At 40.6% G+C, this 22969-nt stretch carries 17 protein-coding genes; 12 read left to right on the forward strand and 5 right to left on the reverse strand.

Annotated elements, in window-relative coordinates:
• Positions 1-6: 6 nt before the first annotated feature.
• Positions 7-1875 carry an ABC-F family ATP-binding cassette domain-containing protein gene (locus HMPREF9331_RS10380; protein WP_016420896.1) on the forward strand — a complete coding sequence of 623 codons (1869 nt, stop codon included), beginning with the start codon at positions 7-9 and terminating at the stop codon, positions 1873-1875.
• Between the two features lie 31 nt (positions 1876-1906).
• On the opposite strand, the gene HMPREF9331_RS10385 is transcribed toward HMPREF9331_RS10380, so the two are convergent.
• Entirely contained in the window at positions 1907-2602 is a 696-nt protein-coding gene (locus HMPREF9331_RS10385; RefSeq protein WP_016420897.1) for a YiiX/YebB-like N1pC/P60 family cysteine hydrolase, read from the reverse strand.
• Positions 2603-2824: 222 nt separating this feature from the next.
• Between HMPREF9331_RS10385 and HMPREF9331_RS10390 the strand changes: the two genes are divergently transcribed.
• The 7 genes from HMPREF9331_RS10390 to HMPREF9331_RS10420 all read left to right on the forward strand — a co-directional run bounded on the left by HMPREF9331_RS10390 (position 2825) and on the right by HMPREF9331_RS10420 (position 13279).
• Positions 2825-5029 carry a TonB-dependent receptor gene (locus HMPREF9331_RS10390; RefSeq protein ID WP_016420898.1) on the forward strand — a complete coding sequence of 735 codons (2205 nt, stop codon included), beginning with the start codon at positions 2825-2827 and terminating at the stop codon, positions 5027-5029.
• A 7-nt stretch (positions 5030-5036) separates the two neighbouring features.
• A complete protein-coding gene (locus HMPREF9331_RS10395) occupies positions 5037-7349 on the forward strand; it encodes a glycoside hydrolase family 3 protein (protein ID WP_016420899.1) in 2313 nt (770 codons plus the stop codon).
• A gap of 226 nt (positions 7350-7575) precedes the next feature.
• A complete protein-coding gene (locus HMPREF9331_RS12995; RefSeq protein WP_234945881.1) occupies positions 7576-7725 on the forward strand; it encodes a hypothetical protein in 150 nt (49 codons plus the stop codon).
• A gap of 145 nt (positions 7726-7870) precedes the next feature.
• Positions 7871-9067 carry an alpha/beta hydrolase gene (locus tag HMPREF9331_RS10400; protein ID WP_016420900.1) on the forward strand — a complete coding sequence of 399 codons (1197 nt, stop codon included), beginning with the start codon at positions 7871-7873 and terminating at the stop codon, positions 9065-9067.
• Positions 9068-9540: 473 nt separating this feature from the next.
• A complete protein-coding gene (tsaB, locus tag HMPREF9331_RS10410) occupies positions 9541-10215 on the forward strand; it encodes a tRNA (adenosine(37)-N6)-threonylcarbamoyltransferase complex dimerization subunit type 1 TsaB (protein WP_016420902.1) in 675 nt (224 codons plus the stop codon).
• A gap of 867 nt (positions 10216-11082) precedes the next feature.
• On the forward strand, positions 11083-11901 hold the full coding sequence (locus tag HMPREF9331_RS10415; protein ID WP_016420903.1) for a class I SAM-dependent methyltransferase: 819 nt from the start codon (positions 11083-11085) through the stop codon (positions 11899-11901).
• An 871-nt stretch (positions 11902-12772) separates the two neighbouring features.
• A complete protein-coding gene (locus tag HMPREF9331_RS10420; protein WP_016420904.1) occupies positions 12773-13279 on the forward strand; it encodes an OmpH/Skp family outer membrane protein in 507 nt (168 codons plus the stop codon).
• 82 nt (positions 13280-13361) lie between these two features.
• On the opposite strand, the gene HMPREF9331_RS10425 is transcribed toward HMPREF9331_RS10420, so the two are convergent.
• Together HMPREF9331_RS10425 and HMPREF9331_RS10430 are read right to left on the reverse strand one after the other, a co-directional pair.
• A complete protein-coding gene (locus HMPREF9331_RS10425) occupies positions 13362-14021 on the reverse strand; it encodes a LysE family translocator (RefSeq protein ID WP_016420905.1) in 660 nt (219 codons plus the stop codon).
• A 60-nt stretch (positions 14022-14081) separates the two neighbouring features.
• Entirely contained in the window at positions 14082-14744 is a 663-nt protein-coding gene (locus HMPREF9331_RS10430; protein ID WP_016420906.1) for a class I SAM-dependent methyltransferase, read from the reverse strand.
• Between the two features lie 232 nt (positions 14745-14976).
• Here HMPREF9331_RS10430 and HMPREF9331_RS10435 point away from each other — a divergent pair, with 232 nt between their 5' ends.
• On the forward strand, positions 14977-15438 hold the full coding sequence (locus tag HMPREF9331_RS10435) for a lipocalin family protein (RefSeq protein WP_016420907.1): 462 nt from the start codon (positions 14977-14979) through the stop codon (positions 15436-15438).
• Between the two features lie 59 nt (positions 15439-15497).
• Here the strand turns inward: HMPREF9331_RS10435 and HMPREF9331_RS10440 are convergent, their stop codons facing one another.
• Entirely contained in the window at positions 15498-17555 is a 2058-nt protein-coding gene (locus tag HMPREF9331_RS10440) for a ribonuclease R family protein (RefSeq protein WP_248641635.1), read from the reverse strand.
• Between the two features lie 866 nt (positions 17556-18421).
• Between HMPREF9331_RS10440 and HMPREF9331_RS10445 the strand changes: the two genes are divergently transcribed.
• The 3 genes from HMPREF9331_RS10445 (at position 18422) to HMPREF9331_RS10455 (ending at position 22083) form a co-directional block, all read left to right on the forward strand.
• Positions 18422-18988: a hypothetical protein gene (locus HMPREF9331_RS10445; RefSeq protein ID WP_016420909.1), complete on the forward strand. Its 567-nt coding sequence runs from the start codon at positions 18422-18424 to the stop codon at positions 18986-18988.
• A 209-nt stretch (positions 18989-19197) separates the two neighbouring features.
• Positions 19198-20919 carry a mechanosensitive ion channel family protein gene (locus tag HMPREF9331_RS10450; protein ID WP_016420910.1) on the forward strand — a complete coding sequence of 574 codons (1722 nt, stop codon included), beginning with the start codon at positions 19198-19200 and terminating at the stop codon, positions 20917-20919.
• 54 nt (positions 20920-20973) lie between these two features.
• Positions 20974-22083 carry a beta-ketoacyl synthase N-terminal-like domain-containing protein gene (locus HMPREF9331_RS10455; RefSeq protein WP_016420911.1) on the forward strand — a complete coding sequence of 370 codons (1110 nt, stop codon included), beginning with the start codon at positions 20974-20976 and terminating at the stop codon, positions 22081-22083.
• Here HMPREF9331_RS10455 and radC read toward each other — a convergent pair.
• Complete coding sequence (radC, locus tag HMPREF9331_RS10460) at positions 22080-22787, reverse strand: RadC family protein (protein WP_016420912.1); 708 nt, start codon at positions 22785-22787, stop codon at positions 22080-22082. The genes HMPREF9331_RS10455 and radC overlap by 4 nt on opposite strands.
• Between the last annotated feature and the right edge of the window lie 182 nt (positions 22788-22969).

Consider the following 22969-nt stretch of genomic DNA (forward strand, 5'->3'; position numbering starts at 1 on the left):
CTCAATTTGAATTATTTATCTGTAGAAAACATATCCAAAGCCTATGGGGAGCGGGTGCTCTTCGAAAATGTGTCTTTCGGTATCAACAAAGACCAAAAAATAGCCCTTATCGCTAAGAATGGAGCAGGGAAGAGTTCGCTGTTAAAAATCCTTATTGGAGAAGATACGCCCGATACAGGGCAGGTAGTCTCTCGCAAGGGACTAAAAATAGCCTTTCTCTCTCAAGAGCCTGCACTGCCTGAGGATTTAAGTATAGAAGACTATATCTTCCAAGAGGAAAACCCTATTCTGAAGGTCATTCAGCAGTACGAACATGCCCTCGAACACCCCGAAGACGAAGCAGCCTACCAAAAGGCTTTTGAGGCTATGGAGCGGCATGAGGCTTGGGACTTCGAGACCCAATACAAGCAAATCCTCTTCCAGCTGAAACTCACTGACCTGCACTTGCCCATCAAGCACCTCTCAGGAGGTCAGCGCAAAAGATTGGCACTGGCCAATGTGCTCATCAGCAAGCCCGACCTTATCTTCCTTGACGAGCCTACCAACCATCTTGACCTTGAGATGATTGAGTGGTTGGAGAACTTCTTTGCCAAGGAGAAAATGACGCTCTTCATGGTTACCCACGACCGCTATTTCTTGGAGCGCGTCTGCAATGAGATTGTGGAACTGGACGAGGGTACCCTTTATAGCTACAAAGGAAATTACAGCTATTTTTTAGAGAAAAAAGAACAACGCCTACAGCAGGAGCAAGCCTCTCAAGAAAAGGCAAAAAACCTATATGTACGTGAGTTGGATTGGATACGTAGGCAGCCCAAGGCGCGTACTACCAAGAGCAAATCGCGTATTGACGACTTTGCGATCATCAAGGAGCAAGCCCAGAAGCGCCGCCGCGAGCATGTGGTAGAGCTGGAGATTGCCATGCAGCGCTTGGGAAGCAAGATTGTGGAGCTGCACAATGTGGTAAAGAAATTCCCTGAGAAAACGATCCTTGACCACTTCTCCTATGTATTCAAGCGGGGCGAGCGGGTAGGTATTGTAGGCAAGAATGGTACAGGCAAGAGTACCTTCCTAAACCTGCTCACAGGCAAAATTGCCCCCGATGCAGGTAAAATCATCATAGGGGAGACGGTACAATTTGGCTACTACACCCAGCAGGGCATTGAGATCAACCCACAGGAGAAGGTCATAGATGTGATCAAGAAATATGGCGAATATATTCCACTGCTCAAGGGGCGCACCCTCTCAGCGGCACAACTCTTGGAGCGTTTTCTCTTTGATCGCAAGAAGCAATACGACTATGTAGAAAAGCTCAGTGGGGGAGAGCGCAAGCGCCTATACCTATGTACGGTCCTAATTCAGAACCCTAACTTCCTCATTCTGGACGAGCCAACCAATGACCTTGACATCGTTACGCTCAATGTCTTGGAAGAATTCCTTTTGGACTATGAGGGCTGCTTGGTGATTGTCTCCCACGACCGCTATTTCATGGATAAGATTGTGGATCACCTCTTTGTCTTCAAGGGCGGGGGAGAGGTACAGGACTTCCCTGGCAACTACTCCGACTACTTTGTCTATGAGCAATCTACCCCTAAGGAAACCGTCAAAACCGAGGAGAAAACCCCTGCCCAAAAGAACTCTTGGCGTGGTGCTAATAGTCCCCTTTCCCAAAGTGAGCAACGCGAATTAGCCCGTTTGGAGAAGGAAATTGCCCAGCTGGAAGCACAGAAACAAGCCATAGAAGCTCTCTTTACCGAAGCCACTCTCTCCACTGAGGAGCTACAAGAACAATCCCAAACCCTCAGCGAAGTGCTTGCCCTTCTGGAGGAGAAAGGCGACCGCTGGCTGGAACTCTCTATGAAAGATAGTGATCAGTAGTCAGAAGACAGTGGTCAGAACTAACTACTGACTACTGATTATAGGTGTTTATCACAATCCTAAAATATTTAGGATCATAGAGGGTAGTCATGGAGTAGAAGGCGTCTTTACGTTGCTTTTTGTCTTGAGGGAAGGAGAGGTAATGTAGGTCGTTGTCCAATATCTGGTAAATCAGTTCGGTACAATAGAGCTCACTGGGGTCATCTATCACGCCACGATGGTCAAAGGGCACCCCTTGTTGTAGGTAATAGCGAGCGCGCTCCACTACCTTGAGGCCTTGTTCACGGGTCAGTCCTTGGGGGCGTACCACGAGTATCTTCTCAGGCATAGAGTATTGCAGAAAGGTAGAAAGGGGTTGCTGCTGCATGCCGTCCGTTTCGCTGACATCGGAGGAGAGGGAGTGAATAACCCACCACTTGCCCCCTTGACGGCAGAGAATCCCCGAATGGGTAACATCGAACCTACCATCATTAAGCCTTTGGGAGATCATATCGCTAAAGAAGCCATAACCCCTTCTAAGGATAATATCCCCTGGGCGAAGAGAATCCAGTTGGGTAGGGGAGAGGCGTATGCGGTCTTTGTTTTTAGCCACCTGCCGCTCTTCCTCTTGGGTATCTATATAGAAAAAGAGGTGAAACCCACCCCATAAGAGCAGCGGAAGAAGGAGCCAATAGGCCAATTTGCCCATGCGCCAATGTGTCAATTTATCTATGAGTCGATGTGCCAATATGTGATTTGTTTTGAGTGCAAAGATAGGGAAATAATGACAAATGACAAGTGACGAACGACAAGTGACAAACAGATATATCACAGTAGAATTTGTCACTAGTCACTTATTACTAATTTCATACATATAATTCCTTTTTGTGCAAATTTTTTTTGTATATTTTTCTTTTATTCCAAAAAAATGTTGTACTTTTGAGGTCAAATAAAATAAAATTTTTAATGTATGAAACGTAGTTATTTTTTACTAGCCACTGCCCTTATGGGGATTCCACTGATGGCTCAAGAGAAAGATAGTCTCTCTAACAAACAAAAGACACCTGATACCGAGGAAAACCGCAATGTAATGCTCAATGCTTCCTCCAACTCAGGGCCTCGCGAAGTAAATATTGGACTGCCTTCTTCTGTAGGAGGTATTACCGTATTGGAGAATGACCTCCCTGTGGTGTATTATTTTTGGCCTGAGCTGCCTTCGCGTACTTGGCGACCCTCACAGAGCTTGAATATGCGTGGGCTTATCTCGGTAGGCGAATCCACCCTTACCATTGGGGACTTTGGTTATGCGGTTAATAGTTATACCAAAACAGGGGGTGACAGGACCCAGATAGAGGGTCTGCTCAAGGGTAATCACCACGGTTATTACTTAGGCGACGTGAATCTTAATGGTCGCTTTGGGCAAAGCCATTGGCACTATGCTATAGGAGCATTGGTTACTGGCGACCCAGGAGAGGCCAAGCACAAAGGCTCCCGACTTATTGATGATACTCAAATATTCAGAGGCGTACTGACTTACAAGTTTGATGAGAAAAGCGATATTAACTTTGGTTATAAGTTTGCTCGTTCAAGAATGATAAATCATTACGCCCCTTTTATTTATCATACCGACGGTAAGGTAAGCGAATACAATGGCATAGGCATCGGTACCGACTCGTATATGATCAGCGATGGGTATATCATCTTCAAGAATGCTCTTACAGGTGAGCCTTATCGCGCCAATTATACAGGCAGTGATTCTCCGCTTTGGTCTTTCTCCCATACCTTTGACCTCTTTGGTAAGAATGACTTGGGTAATGATTGGTTCTTTAAGCACTCCACTCGTATTCGTTATGCAGAATCTTCCGCCCTTATTCCACTACCAGCAGGCTCTGTAAAAAGGGGCAGCGATAGTTATAGCTACCTTGACGGTACCCCTTACACAGGAGAGTATGTACAGCGTATGTTGGCTATTCTTTCTCCTAAAACCCCTACCACTACTTGGATGACCCGCCTATGGGCAGAGAAAAAGACGGACAACCACCAGTGGCGCTTTGGGGTATTGGGTCAGTACTACAAGGAAGATAACTACCACCAAGATCGTTCTTTCCTCTTCCACTCTGTAGAGAAGCAACCTCGCATCTTGCGCCGAGATGGCACTACTGATCCCTTCTTTGACTACAACGTAGGAGCAGAATACCACAGCGGGTATGAAACTAAGATTACCGCCTATGCCTCCGACAGCTGGAATACAACCCCTTGGCTTGACCTCTCTTATGGAGCTAACTTCCAGTACCACAAGCTCGAAGGTGATTATAGCTTGCAACCTCGCGGGGCAAATGTAGTGCTAAACCAACCTTTTACTACTTTTAACCACGACTGGTACCACCTCAACGGAGACTTACGTGCGGTGGTAAAACTCACGCCTGAGTTTGGCCTATTGGCTAACTTCACTTATCAGGAAAAACACGGCCAATTGGAAAACTACTCAGGTGCCTATACACCTGATTTTGCTAAGACTAAAACACCTTTCTTAGCTGGTGGTATCTACTATAACAACAAATGGCTTAGCTTGGTATCACAAGTATCTACCCTTACACGTAACAATTACCAAACCCGCCTAAGTATCTCCGACCGCAACAGCCCTCGTTCTGAAGTGGTTTCTGTACATTACGACATCAAAACTGTGGGTTGGACTACCGATATGGTACTCAAGCCTTTTGATAATTTCCAATTGCACTACCTACTTACCTTGCAAAACCCTGAGTATAACAACTATGGCTGGACGAATCCGTTCAACGGACGCGCTATCAGTTATAACAACAATATCGTAACAGGTATCTCCAAGGTACTGATGGAAATAGACCCTTCGTATAGCATCAATAAGTTCCGTTTCGGACTTAACTTCCGCTATTTCAGCAAACAATATGTAAGCCCTACCAATCAGTTCTTTGTAGAACCCCGTTGGGAATCCTTCTTCTCCTCTTCGTATGAGATCAACAAGCACCTGAACCTTGGTTTCAATGTGGTGAATATCTTCAACCAGACAGGAGCCTCCACCAGTATTGCCAATTCAGAAATCCCTTATGATAACATACAAGATGCTGAAGGTAGCTTAGTTACAGGTTCTTACATACGTCCGCTTACCTTTGAACTACAATTGAATTTTAGGTTTTAGTCATTTTATGAAAGCAAAAAATATTCTTTTAGCACTGAGTCTCTCCGTAGGGGTAAGTGTCCTAGCGCAAGAGGCTGACATCAAGTACATTACCCAGAAAAAGGGCGCTACCCTAGGGTATAGTACTACCTCAGGGGTGAAGATCCTCACCGTAGGGGGAAAGCAGTTCAAAGACCTAAACAAAAACGGCAAGTTGGACAAGTACGAAGACTGGCGCCTACCGGTAGATGAGCGTGCCAAAGACTTGGCCAAGCAGATGAGCATAGAGGAAATTGCAGGGCTTATGCTCTACAGTAACCACCAAGCCTTGCCTGGCCCTCCTGATGGCTATCGCAAGAGTAGCTATGGAGGTAAGCCTTTTGCCGAGAGTGGTGCCAAAGCTTCCGACCTTACCGACCAGCAAAAAGTCTTCTTAGACCGCGACCATGTACGCCATGTGCTGATCACTACTGTCTCCTCTCCTAAGGATGCAGCCATATGGAGCAACAACCTACAGCGTACCACTGAGAGCCTACCGCTGGGTATTCCAGTGAATATCTCTTCCGACCCACGCCATACCACCTTGGTAACGGCCGAATACAATGCAGGAGCAGGAGGAAGTATCTCTCTTTGGCCTGATGGATTGGCTATGTCCGCCACCTTTGACCCTGCTGTGGTACAGAAGTTTGGTGAAATAGCTGCCAAGGAATACCGCGCTATGGGGATCACCACAGCCCTTTCCCCTCAGATAGACTTGGGTACGGAACCTCGCTGGAATCGTATGGTCTTCACCTTTGGCGAGTCTCCTGAGCTGACTACCGATATGGCACGTGCCTATGTAGATGGTTTCCAAACCTCCACAGGTAAGGCCGAAATCAAAGATGGTTGGGGCTTTGAGAGTGTCAATGCCATGAGCAAGCACTTCCCAGGAGGAGGTGCTGGCGAAGGTGGTCGTGATGCCCACTTTGCCTATGGTAAGTATGCTGTATACCCAGGTAAAAACTTCGAGATGCACCAAAAACCTTTTACCGAAGGTGCCTTTAAGCTCCATGGCAAGACCAAATCCGCCTCTGCGGTGATGCCTTACTACACTATTTCCTATAACCAAGATACCAAAAACCATGAGAATGTAGGTAATGGCTTTAGCAAATACATAGTAACCGACCTATTGCGCAACAAATACGGCTTTGACGGGGTGGTATGTACCGACTGGCTCATCGTTGCCAAGGAACCAAGCACACCAGGGGGCTTTGCTGGTAAGCCTTGGGGGGTAGAAGACTTAGACTTGCCACAGCTTCACTACAAGGCTTTGGAGGCAGGAGTAGACCAATTTGGTGGTAACAACATGGTGGCTCCTGTGGTAGAAGCCTATAAGATAGGGGTGAAAGAACATGGTGAAGCCTATATGAGAGAACGTTTTGAGAAATCGGCTGTACGCCTATTGCGCAACATCTTCCGCTTGGGTCTGTTTGAAAATCCATACCTCAACCCAGAGGAAAGTGCTAAGATTGTAGGAAATCCTGAGTTCATGAAAGCAGGTTACGATGCCCAGCTCAAATCCATCATCATGCTCAAGAACAAAGGACAGGTATTGCCTATTGACAAGAAGAAAACCGTCTATATCCCTAAAGTGTATAACGAACCTCAACGCAACTGGTGGGGTGTATATACCGAAGGCAACATAGCTTACCCTGTGAATATAGAGAATGTGAAGAAGTATTTCAATGTAACCGATGATCCCAATAAGGCTGATCTTGCTATTGTTTTTGTTAAGAGCCCTACCCAAAATCACCCAGGTTATAACGACGAACTCTTCAAGGCAGGAGAGAATGGTTATATTCCTATCTCCCTACAGTACAACACCTATACTGCTGAGTATGCCCGCGAACATAGTATAGCCGCAGGGGATAAAGTGATTGCTCCACAGGTGACCGACCGTTCTTACAAAGGCAAGATGGCCAATGCTTCCAACATCACCGACCTATACAACATCTTGGAAACCAAAGAAAAGATGAAAGGCAAACCAGTGGTGGTTTCCATCACCGCCTCTCGTCCTATGGTATTCCATGAGTTTGAAAAACAGGTAGATGGTATCTTGCTTAACTTCGGTACTTCCGAACAAGCCCTTTTAGAAATTCTCTCTGGTAAGGTAGAGCCTTCTGCCTTGCTCCCCACTCAGATGCCTGCCAACATGAAGATGGTAGAGCAACAGTTTGAGGATGTACCTTTTGACATGGAGTGCCACAAGGACAGCGAAGGCAATGTATATGATTTTGGTTTTGGACTCAACTGGAAAGGGGTTATCAAAGATGCCCGTACTGCTAAGTACAAACGAAATTAGTCAATAGTGGTTAGTGGTTAAACACTGAAAACTAACCACAATCACTTTTCAGATAATCCCAATTACTATTAGAGAATTTCTATACAAATTACAACTATTCAACAAGTAGATACTCAAATATACATAAAAGTAATTTTAAAACAAATTTTAGTCATTTCTGTGCTTTCTATAATAACTATTTCTATCATAGCCCAAGACTATTCTATAACAATATACAGAGAGTCGATTGGCTCAAGCAGAATATGTACAAGTAGGGGGTGCTACTCATGCTTTCCTTGACTGGAAACCTGACCAAAAAACCCAAGAGACATTTGACAAATACGGCAAATACTATACCCATCAGATGCTTGCCTTTTTTGATGATGTACTTAAATAGTGACTAATGACTAGTCTGCAAGAGTTCATTTTACTAAAAAAATTTTTTTTAACAGCAGATATTCTTAATATTTGCTGTTTTTTTTGTACCTTTGCGGTCTGAGTAAAAAACTTAAAATTCATAAAGATAAATACTACAAAAACAAATGAAGAAAATTTTATTATTAGGTGCATTATCCCTCTTTAGTATGGGATTACAAGCACAGAGGAAATTCAAAATAACCCTTGATGAGGCGCGTAATGGTTCGTATACCGTGAGTCCTAAGCTACCCAAAGATGGCATCGTAAAGCGAGGAACTACCCTGACTATAAGTGCTACTGCTAATGAGGGCTATATACCCGATGGTGGCTATTATGCAACCATACAAGATGGTTATGTGCAATACCACGAGACTATGCAATCATCCTTTAAGGTAAAGGTAGATAAGGAAATGAACATAGGCTATTCTTTTGTTCCCAAAGAAACGGAAGAGAACCTCAGGGTTATCCAAGATATTGTCTATGCCAAGCCAGGTGTTAAGGCACTGAAATACGATATTTATGCTCCCAAGGGCAAGGACAGACTTCCTTGTATTATCATCATTCATGGAGGTGGCTGGAGTTCCAACAGCGAGGAGGTTATGCGTGGTTTCGCCCGTGAGTTGGCCAATAGTGGTCGTTATGTAGTTTTCAATATAGATTATCGCTGGATGGATAATCTTGATGGGGATAAGAAGCCTACAGCACTACACCAAATCATAGAAGATGTATATGGAGCGGTGATACATATTACCGAAAATGCTGCCATGTATGGGGGTGATAGCAATAACATCTTCCTTACAGGAGATAGTGCAGGGGGGCATCTTGCTGCTTCTGTAGCTAATTTTGTAGAGCGATTAGGGGATAAGAGTTTCAACAAGATAGAGAACACTTTCCAGTTTGCCCCTACCTATATGCCTAAAGGGAAGAGTATAGAGGAGATCAAGCAGAAGCTTGCCCAAAGCATCAAAGGGGTAGCACCTAGTTATGGAGTATTCAGTATGCAGATGCTTTCTCAGCGCTTTGCTAATTATCCTTTCTTGAAGGAAGTAGCTCCTATTAACTATATACCAGAGGGTAGGGCAGTACCTTATTTTCTACTTCGTGGTACAGAGGATCAGCTTATCAAAAATGAAGAAGTAGAGAGCTATGCCAAAGCCCTTATCAAGGCAGGACAAAGGGTAGAATACCTACAAGTAGGAGGTGCTAACCATGCTTTCCTTGACTGGAAACCCGATAAAGAAACCCAAGAAACTTTTAGCAAATATGGTAAATATTGTACCAAACACATGTTACTTTTCTTTGATAACATACTCGGAAAGTGAAAAATAAATAGCGAAAAGTAAAGTCAGCAAGTACTTTCATTTTTTACTAATCACTATTCATTTCTCTCTTAACTGTTCCACGTGGAACAATTAATTCTAAAGATAAAAAATTACAGCAAGTCATCTGTACTTGCTGTTTTTTTTGTACTTTTGCGGGTTGGCGCTGGTGAAGAGTGAATAATGTGAATTCGATATAACGAAAGCTCCCACTGATTTTCACGAATTTCACAGATTTTCTATGTCTGTATAATTGTGTCGCTGCGATTTGCATGGATTGTTATAAGAGCTTAGGTCTTATTAATTCGTGAAAATTAAAGAGTTACGCTTAGTTATTTTATTCTCTCCGTGAAAATCCGTGTTTCACATACCCAGCTGTGGGCACTCGCTGGCTTTGTGGGAGAAAAAAATATAATTTTGCTTACGTCGAACTCACGTAGCAACTTAAAATTTAGAACTTAAAACTCAAAACTATAATGCTGTTGTGTATAGAAACTTCTGGTAAGAACTGTTCGGTAGCGCTCTTTGAAGGCCTACAATTGGTAAGCATTCGAGAGGTGCATACGGAACAATTTTCCCATTCGGAAAACCTACATGTTTTCATAGAGCAAGTACTCAAGGAAAGTAACCTCCAGCCTAAGGTTATCAAGGCTATAGCCATCAGTGCAGGACCTGGTTCTTATACGGGTTTGCGTATAGGGGTAGCCACTGCCAAGGGGTTATGTTATGGCTGGGATATACCCCTGATAGCCTTGCCTACCTTGCGTATCTTAGCCGAACAGGTAACTTATGAATTTACAGATATTGAATATATTATTCCTATGATAGATGCTCGTAGGATGGAGGTTTTTACTGCCGTATATAGTCATGATTTTTCCCCTATACTAGGGGAGCGGGCAGAAATTCTTACAGAAAGTACATTTGATACTTATCTTAACAAAGGAAAAACCATTTTTTTAGGAGATGGAATCACTAAGTTTCAAGCTATTTGTAAGCATAAGAATGCTTATTTCTGGGAGAACAAATTTCCTTCTGCTAAGCAGATGGGTCGCTTAGCCTTGGAAAAATACCAAGCACAAGCCTTTGAAGATATAGCATATTTTGAACCCTTTTACCTCAAAGAAGTTTATTTAGTGAAAAGTGAAAAATGAAGCTAATATATACTTTCGTTATTCACTAATCACTATTCGTTATTCACTTAACTGTTTCACGTGGAACAATTAAGTAGTCAGACTTGTGTAGAGATGCAATAAATCACATCTTAAAAGTAAAAAACAATTCTAACAAGGTAAATTTAAACGATTTTATTAGCTGACGAATACTTATATCAAAATAAAAAGAAAATAGAAATTTGATATGTTTCTGAAAGAGAAAAAATCAGTAGAGAGAAGCAAAAAATGGAAAGTGAAGCTAAAATAACGTAAGTCCAATATAACAAAAGCTCTCACTGATTTTAACAGATTTCACAGATTTTCTATGTCTGTGTAATTGTGTTGCTGCGATTTACACGGATTGTTATAAGAGCTTATGTTTTATTTATCGTGAAAATTACAGAGTTACGCTTAATTATATCATTCTCTCTGTGAAAATTTGTGGAATCTGTGGGAAGAAATATAACTTTGCTTAGGTTGAACTCACGTTAATATATACTTTCGTTATTCGCTAATCACTATTCGTTGTTCACTAATCACTATTCGTTATTCACTAATCACTATTCGTTATTCACTAATCACTATTCGTTATTCACTTAACTGTTTCACGTAGAACAATTGAGTAGTCAGACTTGTGTAAAGATTCAATAAATCGTATCTTAAAAGTAAAAAACAATTCTAACAAGGTAAATTTAAACGATTTTATTACCTGATGAATACTTATATTAAAATAAAAAGAAAATAGAAATTTGATATGTTTCTGAAAGAGAAAAAATCAGCAGAGAGAAGTAGAAAGTGAAAAATAAATAGAAAAGTGAAAATTGAAGGTAAAAAATTAAGCATGCAAAAAACTAAGAACTCAAAACTATGAAAGTAATAGACCACAGTGTGAGTGGAGAGACGTTTGCACTGGAATATGATGACCATTACAAACTCTATCGCACCACACCTATTCCTGAAAACTTAGGTAGCTACTACCAAAGCGAGGCTTATATCTCCCATACCGATGGAAATAAAGGCCTTTTTGAAAAACTATACCAATGGGTAAAACACTACACCTTACAGAGAAAAATACACCTTGTAGAACAGTACGTACCTCAAGGCAAACTCCTAGATATAGGAGCAGGTACAGGAGATTTTGTTCGCACCGCTAAGCAACGAGGCTGGTATGCTACAGGAGTAGAGCCTGAAGCCAAGGCTCGTGATAGGGCAGGGGAGAAGGGAGTTTTCTTATACGAAAGTCAAGAACAACTTACCGAGAAATACGATGTCATCACTCTTTGGCATGTCTTAGAACACATTCCCCAGCTGAAAGAACAGATTATATTTCTAAAGAATCACCTAGAAAAAGAGGGGTTATTAGTCATTGCAGTACCTAATTACCTAAGCCGAGATGCCCAGCATTATGGCTCTTATTGGGCTGCCTATGATGTACCCAGACACCTATGGCACTTCTCTCAAGAGAGTATTCGGCTACTCTTCGAAGAAAAAGGTTTCGAACTTATAGGGGTAAAACCTATGCTTTTCGATGCTTTCTATGTAAGCCTACTCTCAGAAAAATACAAGTCAGGGAAAATGAACTTTATAAAAGGCTTTTACCATGGACTACTTTCTAATCTTTCAGCCTTAAGGACAGGAGAATACTCATCACTCATATACCTTTTAAAAGTAAAAGGTAAAAGGTAAAAAGTTGTTCCACGTGGAACAATTGAACTATCTTAGCCAACATCTTGTAGAAATACTATAAATCATATCTCAAAAATACCATTTCTCAATGTAATGTAACGCGAGTTCGACATAAGCAAAATTATATTTTTCTCCCACAGATTCCACGGATTTTCACGGAGAGAATGATACAACAACTAAGTATAACTCCTTAATTTCCACGGATAAATAAGGCCTTTGGCCTTATAAAAATCTGTGTAAATCGCAACAGCACAATTACACAAACATAGAAAATCTGTGAAATCCGTGAAAATCCGAGGGAGCTTTCGTTATATCGAACTCACGTTAATGTAAGTTCGACTTATAGTCAAACAGGAATGATTTTCGAAAAATTAGCATGAGCAGGTGTAGGGGCTAATGGCAATTAGCCCTTGAAAGAAAACGAATTAGGAATAAATTCCTTGCCTTATTTATTCGTATTTTATTTGCATTCTAAATATAATTGACTATAAGTAAGCTATAATTTTTCTTCTATATACCTATTTGTAGATATCTTATAGCCTTGTAGGCAACTCTTACTATGACAAATTCAAGATTATCTCATCTTAGATAGGTAAAAAAAGTAAAAAACAATTTTAAATAGTATTTTTTAAATGATTTTACTATCCAGTGTAATCTTATATCAAAATAAAAAGAAAATAGAAATTTGATATATTTCTGAAAGCAAAATTTTTGAGCATAATAAAATAAAAAGCAAAAAGCAAGGAGTAAGGAGTACAAAAGTTAAATATCCATTTTTTTCCTAACTGTTTTGTTAAATAAAAATAGAATCTTCATTAACTTTCGTACATTTGTACCTGAATTTGAGAAATAATGTAAAAACCATATAGTTATGAATAAAGTCATCTTAGGTGTAGCATTCGTATTGAGCCTCGCTGCTTGTCAGCAAAGTCAAAAAATTGCCTATGTAGATAACAGCAAGCTCTTAGATGAATATCAAGAAAAAAAGGATTTGGAAGCAATGCTCAAGGGGAAAATCAACAAGTACCAGCTCAAGCGTGATAGCATCTCACAGGCCTTCCAAGTGAAAGCACAGGCCTTCGAAGCACAAGCTAAGAGCTTAGCCCCCGCAGTAGCACAACAAAAGTATAGCGAACTGGCTCAAGAAAGCCAACTCCTACAACAACAACTCATGGTAGAAGAACAAGCTATACAAGAAGAAAGCCGTACCAAAATGGATACCCTCCTAAAGAAAGTCAAAAGCTTCATCAAAAACTATGGCAAACAACATGATTATGACTTCATATTGGGCGCCAATGACGGAGGTAGCGTGCACTATGGAAAAGCAGACAAAGATATTACTGCCGATATAGTGAAAGCACTCAATGAAAAAAAGTAAAGGTTACTTTACTCGTTGTTTAAGTTTATTATTGATTATTAAAAAAGTGTTCCACGTGGAACACTTTTTTTTATGATTAATACTACTTTTTAATCGTTTGAATCAGGTTTGGAAAGAATCCATTAATCAAAAGAAATACTCCAAAAATCACTAAAAAGATATTGATACCTTGCTTTACCTTGTGTATATTAGTAGGGGTAAGACGATGACGTAAGCGCTTAGCTATGAGAATTTTTAATACATCAGTAAGCAAATAGGTAAGCAATATAGTAGCTAAGAAGAATAATACACGAGTAGGGGTCATACCAGGGCGAGCAGAGAAAGTTGCAATGGTAGCCAACCAATAGAAAAACACTCCTACATTAATCACATTAAGAAAAAAACCCTTGTAAAAATAGGTAAAATAACTACCTTCCTTAATAGCTACTATCCGAGTCTGCGGAGGACGTAGCTTGAAATCACGGCGCTCCTTAATATAAGAAAATAAGCCATATACAATAATCAGCAAACCTCCATAGACGAACAAATTGGGGTTATTCTCTATATAAGCCGATAACTTACTGGTACCCCAATAGGCTAAAGCTATAAAAAATACATCTCCTGAAATAGCACCCAGATCAAAAGCCAAAGCCGAACGTGCCCCCTTAGTAATGCTGGTCTCTATCAAAATGAAAAATACAGGCCCTATAGTGAAAGCTAAAATAATCCCTAAGGAAATTGCTATAAAAACAGTCTCTATCATTGCTAAAAGAAAAAACAAATATAGTGAAAAAATAGAAATTATAAAAGAAAAACAAAAACTTTATTTTCTTACTGTTATTACCTGAAATGGTCGCTCTATGGTAGTACCACGCTTAGTGGGAATCTCTTCCGTAAAAGTCTGTAAGTCAAAAGCTGTAAAACCTACCGAAAGCAATAGTTCTTGAAGCTGCTCAGGGGTATAGAAAGTAAATACTTCCTTGGTAAAGGGCATACGCTCACCAAATTCTTTGCCTATAGCACCCAAAACAAAGCTACCTCCCTGCCTGAGTAGGGAATAGACCTGAGCAAAATAAGCCCTCAAGTTTGTAATAAAATAGTACGTATTGACGCAAAAACAGACCCCAAAACTCTCATAGGGTAGTGGAGGTAGTTCCTCGGTAAGAGCGTGTAAAAAAACAGCCTTTCCTTGCTCCACAAGCTCAGCATTAAGTGCAGTAGCATCAGCTATCATAGCTTCAGAGCGTTCTATCCCTGTATAGTGTAAGTGGGGTGCCTTGGCAAAGAGGTAGGGGAGGTGTGCTCCATTACCAAAACCTATTTCCAATAGCTGTTTTACTCCAGAGAGGGGAAGACAATCTATACTACGCTCTATCATATTTCGGTTGGAGGCAAAGATATAAGCACCCACTTCCTTGGCGAGTGCTCCTTCAGGACAGCGCAATTGCCTGCCCAATAATAAGTTATCAGTTGTAGGAGGAAGCATAATAAGTGAAAAATTTAAAGTGAAAAGTGAAAAACAAAGATAGTAAATACTTAAAACTGAGCATTTGGGTAAATAGTATCAATCAGTTTTTAATTATTCACTATTAACTTTTTTCTTAATTGTTCCACGTGGAACAAACTAAGTACTTAATAAGGAGCAACAAAATTAATAAAAAATAGTAGGAAAACAAATATTTTTATTACCTTTGTCACAAATTTAAAATACTAACAATATGAAAAAAATTGTCTCACTCCTTGTAGCTGCTTTGGTATTATCTTGCAGTAAAAATGATTGTAACTGCAAAGAAGAAAAGAATGACACACCTAAATCAGTACTTTTAGGTACTTGGAAGATTACTAAAAAAGTAGAAAACGGTGAAATAAAAGAACTCTATAACGATTGTGATGCCAATGAAACTTTTGTCTTCCAAGAGAAAGAAGCTATTAATGAAAGTTTCAAAAAGGGAAAATTCAATCCTTACGATAATAAGTTAGAATGTAGAAGTCAAAAAGAGGTATATCCTACTTACGAATACAAAAAAGAGGAAAACAAACTCTACTTAGAAATAGAAGTAAAAGGAAAAACCTATATGATGCCTCAAAAAATTACTCTTGAAAATAACAATACCCAACTGACCATCTACCATAATTATGACGCTGAAAACAACTATAAAGTATATACCAAACAAAAATAAATAGCAGAAAAATAGCTCATATAAAAAAACTCCGAACTTTTCTCGTTCGGAGTTTTTTGTTAGTTCACTAATTCAAAGTCTAAATAGCGCTTGACCAAATCGGTATTCTTAACACGTATCATTACCTCGTCACCCAAGGTATAACGCTGCTTGCTTACTTCGCCTATAAGAGCATAAGCCTTTTCGTCAAATACATAATAATCGTCCTTCATATCTCGTGCACGTATCATACCCTCACACTTGTTTTCAATAATCTCTACATAGATACCAAATTCGGTAACCCCTGAAATCACTCCCAAGAACTCCTGATCCTTATGTGCTTCCATGTACTTAATCTGCATGTACTTGATAGAATCACGCTCAGCCGAAGTAGCTAAGTTCTCCATTTGGGAAGAGTGCTTGCACTTTTCTTCATATTCCGCCTCATTAGCCGAAGCACCTGCGTCCAAATAGAGTTGCAAAAGGCGATGTACCATCACATCAGGATAACGACGAATAGGGGAGGTGAAGTGGGTATAATCAGCAAAAGCCAAACCATAGTGCCCTATATTATGCGTAGAATAAGCAGCCTTACTCATAGAGCGAATAGCCAAGGTATCCACTAAGTTCTGTTCTTTCTTGCCATGTACCTCCTGCAGAAGATGATTGATAGAATGAGAAATGTTCTTCTTGTCCTTGAGATTAAGCTTGTAACCAAAGCGAGAGATAACGCCCTGCATCTGCAGGAGTTTTTCCTCATCAGGCACATCGTGGATACGATATACAAAAGTCTTCTGTAGCTTGGAGGCATACTCGGCTACCTTGCGATTGGCCAGCAGCATAAACTCCTCTATGAGTTTGTTGGCTTCTTTACTCTCCTTAGTATAGACACCCAAGGGATTATTGTTCTCGTCCAAGAAAAACTTAACCTCCAACTTATCAAAAGAAATAGCCCCTGCTCTCATACGCTTCTCACGGAGAATTTCTGCCATAGCATTCAGTGAAAGAATTGCCTCTACTATCTCCTTGGAAACCGTATAGCTACCCTCAGGTCGGATAGAGATTTCCTCAGGTATCACAAAATCACTTGGTACCTCCATATAGGGGGTATCAAAAGCCTCAATCACCGCCTGTGCCTCCTCATAGGCAAAGCGTGCATCGGAGCGAATTACCGTACGGCCAAGCCATACATTGCGCACTTCTGCTTGAGGAGAAAGTTCAAAGATAGCCGAGAAAGTATATTTTTCCTCTTCAGGACGCAGCGAACAAGCAAAGTTGGACAACACCTCTGGAAGCATAGGCACCACCCGATCCACTAAATATACCGAGGTAGCCCGCTGGTAAGCCTCATCGTCCAAGATAGTGCCAGGTTGCACATAGTGAGAAACATCGGCTATATGTACCCCAACCTCAAAGTTGCCATCATCAAGCACTCGAAAAGACAACGCATCATCAAAATCTTTGGCATCACGAGGGTCAATGGTAAAGGTAAGCACTCCGCGCATATCTCTGCGGCGAGCAATCTCTTCTTCCTTGATAGTGGTATCCAATTGCTGTGCATAAGCCTCCACTTCCTGAGGAAACTCACTGGGCAAGCCATATTCAGCCAAGATGGCATGTATCTCAGTATTATGTTCCCCAGGCTTACCGAGAATTTTCTCCACTACGCCATAGGGAGAGTTCGCACGAGAAGTCCATTGGGTAATACGCACCAATACCTTATCCCCATCTTCGGCACCATTACAATCTTCTTTGGGAACAAAAATGTCTGTATACATACGCCTATCGGTAGGTACCACAAAAGCAAAATTCTTCTGCATCTGTACCAAACCAACAAAGGTCGTACGCTTGCGCTCTATCACTTGGGTAATCTCCCCCTCGAGCTTCTCACGGCGACGTGGAAAGACATACACTTCCACCAGATCGCCATGTAAAGCCTTGTTCAGCAAGTTATTAGGAACAAATACATCTTGGTCTAAGTCCTCACACACCACATAAGCATTACCATTGGAAGCCATATCCACTACTCCTTGGTGATAATAAGTAGCACCTTGCGCTTGGAAGTGGCCTTGGCTGGTCTCATTGATATGTGATTGCTTGACCAATCTAGCCAAGGAAGCAATAATATCATTACGCATTTCAGTAGAAGTAGCCTTAAGCTTTTCAGCTATTTGTTTCCAAGAGAAACTCTTGCCACTATTCTTCTGCAGAATAACCAAAATATCTCTACTAAAGTCCTTGTTTTTTTCTTTTTCTGTTCGAATTTCTTCTTACTCATTTTCGTTTTAATTTACGAGTTTTCTATTGATTATTAGCTACTTTCTCATTTTTTTTGTACCTTTGCACTCACATTAGTCTCTGTTTTACTTAACTCAGGAAAAGTAGCTATCCTCGGTATAGAAAAGTAAAAAACAGCTAATAGACGAAGGTCTATGACCAGTCAGCGTGCAAAGTTACAAATTTTCAACCATCAACTCACATATAAAAAATAAATATTCTTTTTTATATAAAAAAAATGATGATGATAATATGCTGTGAATTTAGGTAGAAAAATGAGCGAAAATACTTGTATGTGACACTTAAAGAAGTTTATCAACAATTTGTAAGCATACTAATGTACTGATATATAGAGCGTAAGAAGACTTATTCACTAAAACGTTTTCTTGTTCTTAAAAGTATTTGGGTATAAAAACAAGAAAAAATAATCCTCATTTTCTCCTCGATGACGGTTAATAAGTTGTGAGAAATAAAGTTGTTTTTCTCAATTGTCTTCGCATATAATCAACTTTTTCAAAGAAGCCTACTTTTTAATGCTTTTTTGTTGTAGAGTTATCAACAGATTTTAAAATTGAAAAGTGAATAATTGAGAGGGTTATCCACTACCCATATATTTACGCTTTGCTTTTTTATTTTAACAAAATAATAAGTGTTAAAACTTATTATATTATCAAAAAAAATGATTTACTTTGCCCCGTGAATTTACTAACAAGAAAATAGAGAAAACATGAAAAGAATTTTTTTAATAGGTTTTGGCTTTGTATGCCTGCTTAGTTGTGATAAATCTAAGATAGGCAATACAATTGAAAATAAAGACTATGCTAAGATAAGGGATAATGCTTCCAGTGATGACAATGCTCCTGAGTTGAAGCTAAGCGAATATCTTATTAATAATGGATATGACAAGAATGGTGATAAAGTTCTCCAGGACAGAGAACTGGCACAGATAGAAAGTCTTAAAGTGGTAGGTAAGAGCATCACCGACCTTGACGTATTGGCTAGAATGACCAACCTGAAACAAGCTGATTTTTCAGGTAATAAGATTTCTGTTGCCGTTATTAGTGCACCTCTTTTGACAGAACTGAACCTAAGCAATAATAGACTTATTAAGTTGGATATATCCAAATCTCCAAAATTAGTAAGTAATATCAATCTTACAGGTAATCCTAAACTTACTTGTGTAAAAACTGAGCGTATACAACTTACCACTATAAAGAATAAGCCTAAAAATATAAAGGTAGATACAGACACACAAGGAAAGGCTAAAGCCAATTTTACAACTACTTGTAACTAGTTATAAAAGTTAAATATATATTAAATAATATATAGATTGGAAATAAAGACGTACCTTTGCACTGTTTCATAATATTGGAATTTATTGGTTAAAAAAGGAATTGCCTCGTAATTGAGGCAATTTTTTTTATGTCTATATAAGAGAAAAAATTAATCATTATTGGCATTAATCATTAATTTTCGTATTTTTGCCTTTCAAACCAATAAACCATGAACTTACGTCTATTTCTCCTCTTGAGTGGGTTATTCTCTGTAACAGCTTTTGGACAATCTCAGGACAGTCTGTTACAAGTATTACAGCGCCAGATAAGGGAACTAAAGATACAGCGTAGCCAGGATTCGCTCAAGGTCAATGTACTGAGCCAAGAGTTACAATCCTTATTGCTTTTGGATACACGCCGTGTGGATACGGAGAAAGATTCAATCTACAAAGCACAGCGACAAGAAGAGATTAAGCGTATCTATTCCAAGGCCAATGGATCTCCATTGGTTTTGGAGAATGACACCCTCTATACAGTCCATGCAAGTTTGGGGCTTTATTCTCCCTTGGAACGAACTGAATATACCCTTAAGAAGTTACGCAAATTAGTAGAATTACCTGTTTTTAAAAAGGATTCACTTAAGATAAAATCTCAAAATGATCTCCTTATGGTGACCTACCAAGGAGAATGGATACAAGCCGTAAGTGAGGAAGATGCTATCTTAGCACATCTTTCTCAAGAGGAATTAGCTCAATCCCTACAAAGAGATATTTTGCGCGCTGTAACCCAGTATAGGATAGAACACAGTATGCAAAAACGTCTTATGCGTATTGGTGAATTATTTCTATTTGTTATAGCCATTATTACACTCTTCTACTTACTGAATCTTCTTTTTAGAAAACTGGAACAGCAGCTACTTAAGCAATCTTTCTTTAAAAAAGGATTAAAACTCAAGAATTACCAAATGCTTAACAAGGAGAATATGAAGTATATCCTTGGAAAAGCACTTTTCTTGCTAAAGTTAGTTATCTTTTTTATTATCATTTTTGTAAGTATTCCTTTCGCCTTAAAGCTTTTTCCTTCTACCCAAATGTGGGCAGAAAAGCTTTTGAAACTGGTTTTAGACCCACTTAGTCAGATAGGCAATGCTATACTCGATTATTTACCTAACTTGATTATCATAGGTATCATTCTTTTGATTGGGCGTATGATACTAAACCTTATGCGCTACTTCCTATACGAAATACAACGAGGTGCACTCAAGATTAAGGGCTTCTACAAGGAATTTGCCAAGCCTACTTATAACATCTTGAGAATCCTATTTCTCTGCTTTCTCTTTATTGTAATTTTTCCCTACTTGCCTGGATCGGGTTCGTCTGCCTTTCAGGGAGTATCCATTTTCTTGGGGTTATTGATTTCCTTAGGTTCGTCCTCTACAATCTCCAATGGGATAGCAGGGATTTTTATCACTTATATGCGTGCTTTTCGTGAGAATGATTGGATCAAGGTAGGGGAGTATATAGGCATGGTCATCCATAGGGATAGCTTAGTTACTCGCCTAAAGACAATTAACAACGAAGAGGTTACTGTACCCAATTCCATGATACTCTCCTCTTCCACTATGAATTTTTCTTCCATAGGTCGTACTACTGGTTTGGTAGTTACCACTCAAGTGAAAGTACGGTATGATGCTCGTTTGGAGGATGTAGATGCTACCCTTATTGCTGCTGCTCAGGCTACTAAGGGCGTAACGGACAAGATTACCCCCTACATATACCACATATCGCTCAATGAGCTGAATGCTACCTATGAGATCAATGCCGTAACCTTTGAGCCACAGAATATGTATATTATCAAGTCCGACCTGATTAAGAATATTTATAATGCTTTTCGTGAGCGCAATATAGAGCTTACCTCTATTGAATTTATTGAAATTAAATCATGCCAGTAGTCATTAATCATTAGTCATTAGTCATTAGTCATTAATCATTAGTCATTATTTAAGTTGTCTTACATTCGTTTCTACAATTGTGTGACTCCCTTAGGTGTTACCGTACAAGATCATATAGATGCCCTCTTGAAGGGACAGACGGGAATACAATATTTCTCCCATTTTGGTCATATACCCGATGTATATTTGGCTAAGATTTCCTCAGAACAAGTGGAGGCGTGTATTCCTTTTGTAAGCCCTAATATGGAGCTAACATGGCTGGAGAAGCTCCTCCTTTTGGCTGTGGTGCCCCTGCTGCCTATGATGCAGATAGGGGAGCGTACCGCTCTGGTACTCTCCACTACCAAGGGGAATATCTCTCAACTGCAATCGGGAGGTAGCTTGCCTTACCTTACCTTGATAGCTAAGAAGATAGCCAGGTTTTTAGGAATTACTACCGAACCTATTGTAGTGTCCAATGCCTGTGTATCGGGCGTAGTGGCTCTTTCGGTAGCCGATAGGCTACTGCACAATGATGTCTATGACAGTGCCTTGGTCTTGGCAGGCGATGAGATTTCTGAGTTTGTTCTCTCTGGCTTTCAGTCTTTTCTGGCAATGAGTTCTCGTCCGTGCAAGCCTTATGACAAGGCACGCGATGGCATCACCCTTGGCGAGGCTACAGCGGCTGTTTTCCTTACCCAAGATGATTTCTGGGCACAAGCTGAGATCTTAGGCAGTAGCAGTATCAACGATGCCAACCATATCTCAGCCCCCTCTCGTACAGGGGAGGGATTGTACCTGAGCATCACCCAAGCCTTAGCTGAAGCAGGGCTTACCCCCTCCCAAATAGACTTTGTCAATGCCCATGGTACAGGTACCCTCTATAACGATGAGATGGAGGCTATTGCCTTTACTCGTGCGGGACTACAGCAGACGCCACTGAGTAGCTACAAAGGCTATTTTGGACATACCTTAGGAGCTTCTGGTCTCTTGGAGATGGTCGTGAGTTTGGCACTTGCCCAAGAGGGAAAGCTCCTTAGAAGTGAAGGTTTTGACACCTTAGGTGTTTCTGAGCCACTGCATATCCTCACCCAAACCCAAGATGCCCAGGTGAAGTACTTACTCAAGACCGCTTCAGGCTTTGGCGGAAGTAATGCCGCTATGGTATTGAGGCTTATGGATTAGCACAAGCCCTCATCGGCCAAGCTCTTATACTGCTTTTCAGTGATGATCACATGGTCTAGAAGGCGTATATCCAATAGTTGTCCCGCCTCCCTTACTCGCTGGGTGAGTTGTAAGTCCTCCTTGCTGGGAGTAGGACTACCCGAAGGGTGATTGTGTATCAAGATCATAGAGACCGCCCCTTGCTCCAAGGCCATTTTAAGCAGCAATCGAATATCCACTACGGTATGGGTGATACCCCCTACCGAGAGCCGTGCCTTGTGCATCACACGGGCAGCACTACTTAGATACAGCACCCAGAATTCCTCATGAGGCAGTTCGCCTAAAAGGGGTTGCATAAGGGTAAAAACATCTTCGGCACTCTCTATTTTAGGTAGAGGCTCAGGAGTTTCTGCGCTACGCCTACGTCCCAGCTCGGTAGCGGCTAGAATCGTAATAGCCTTGGCCTGGCCTATACCCTTGAAGGTGAGTAGTTGCTGAAGACTTTGTTTGCCCAGTGTGGTAAGACTATTATTCACTGAGGCCAAAATACGTTGGCTTAGTGCTACCGCACTTTCAGTGGCATTACCTGAACCAATAAGAATGGCCAATAGTTCTGCATTGGTAAGTGCGGCCTTACCTTGGGCGATCATCTTCTCTCGTGGCCGATCACTATCTGCCCAGTCCTTGATAGAGAGCCGCTGGGAGGAGGAAGGATTCTTAGTCATAAGATTTTTTGTGTTTTCTCAGTACAAATTTACGAAAAAAAAGTCATTTACAAGTTGTCTAATTGGTGTAAGTTCTATATAACGAAAGCTCCCACAAAGCCAGCGAGAGTCGGCAGCTGGTTTTGTGGGAGGAAAAATATAATTTTGCTTACGTTGAACTCACAATTAGTATTATCTTTGCA

Source organism: Capnocytophaga granulosa ATCC 51502, assembly GCF_000411115.1.
Lineage (GTDB): Bacteria > Bacteroidota > Bacteroidia > Flavobacteriales > Flavobacteriaceae > Capnocytophaga > Capnocytophaga granulosa.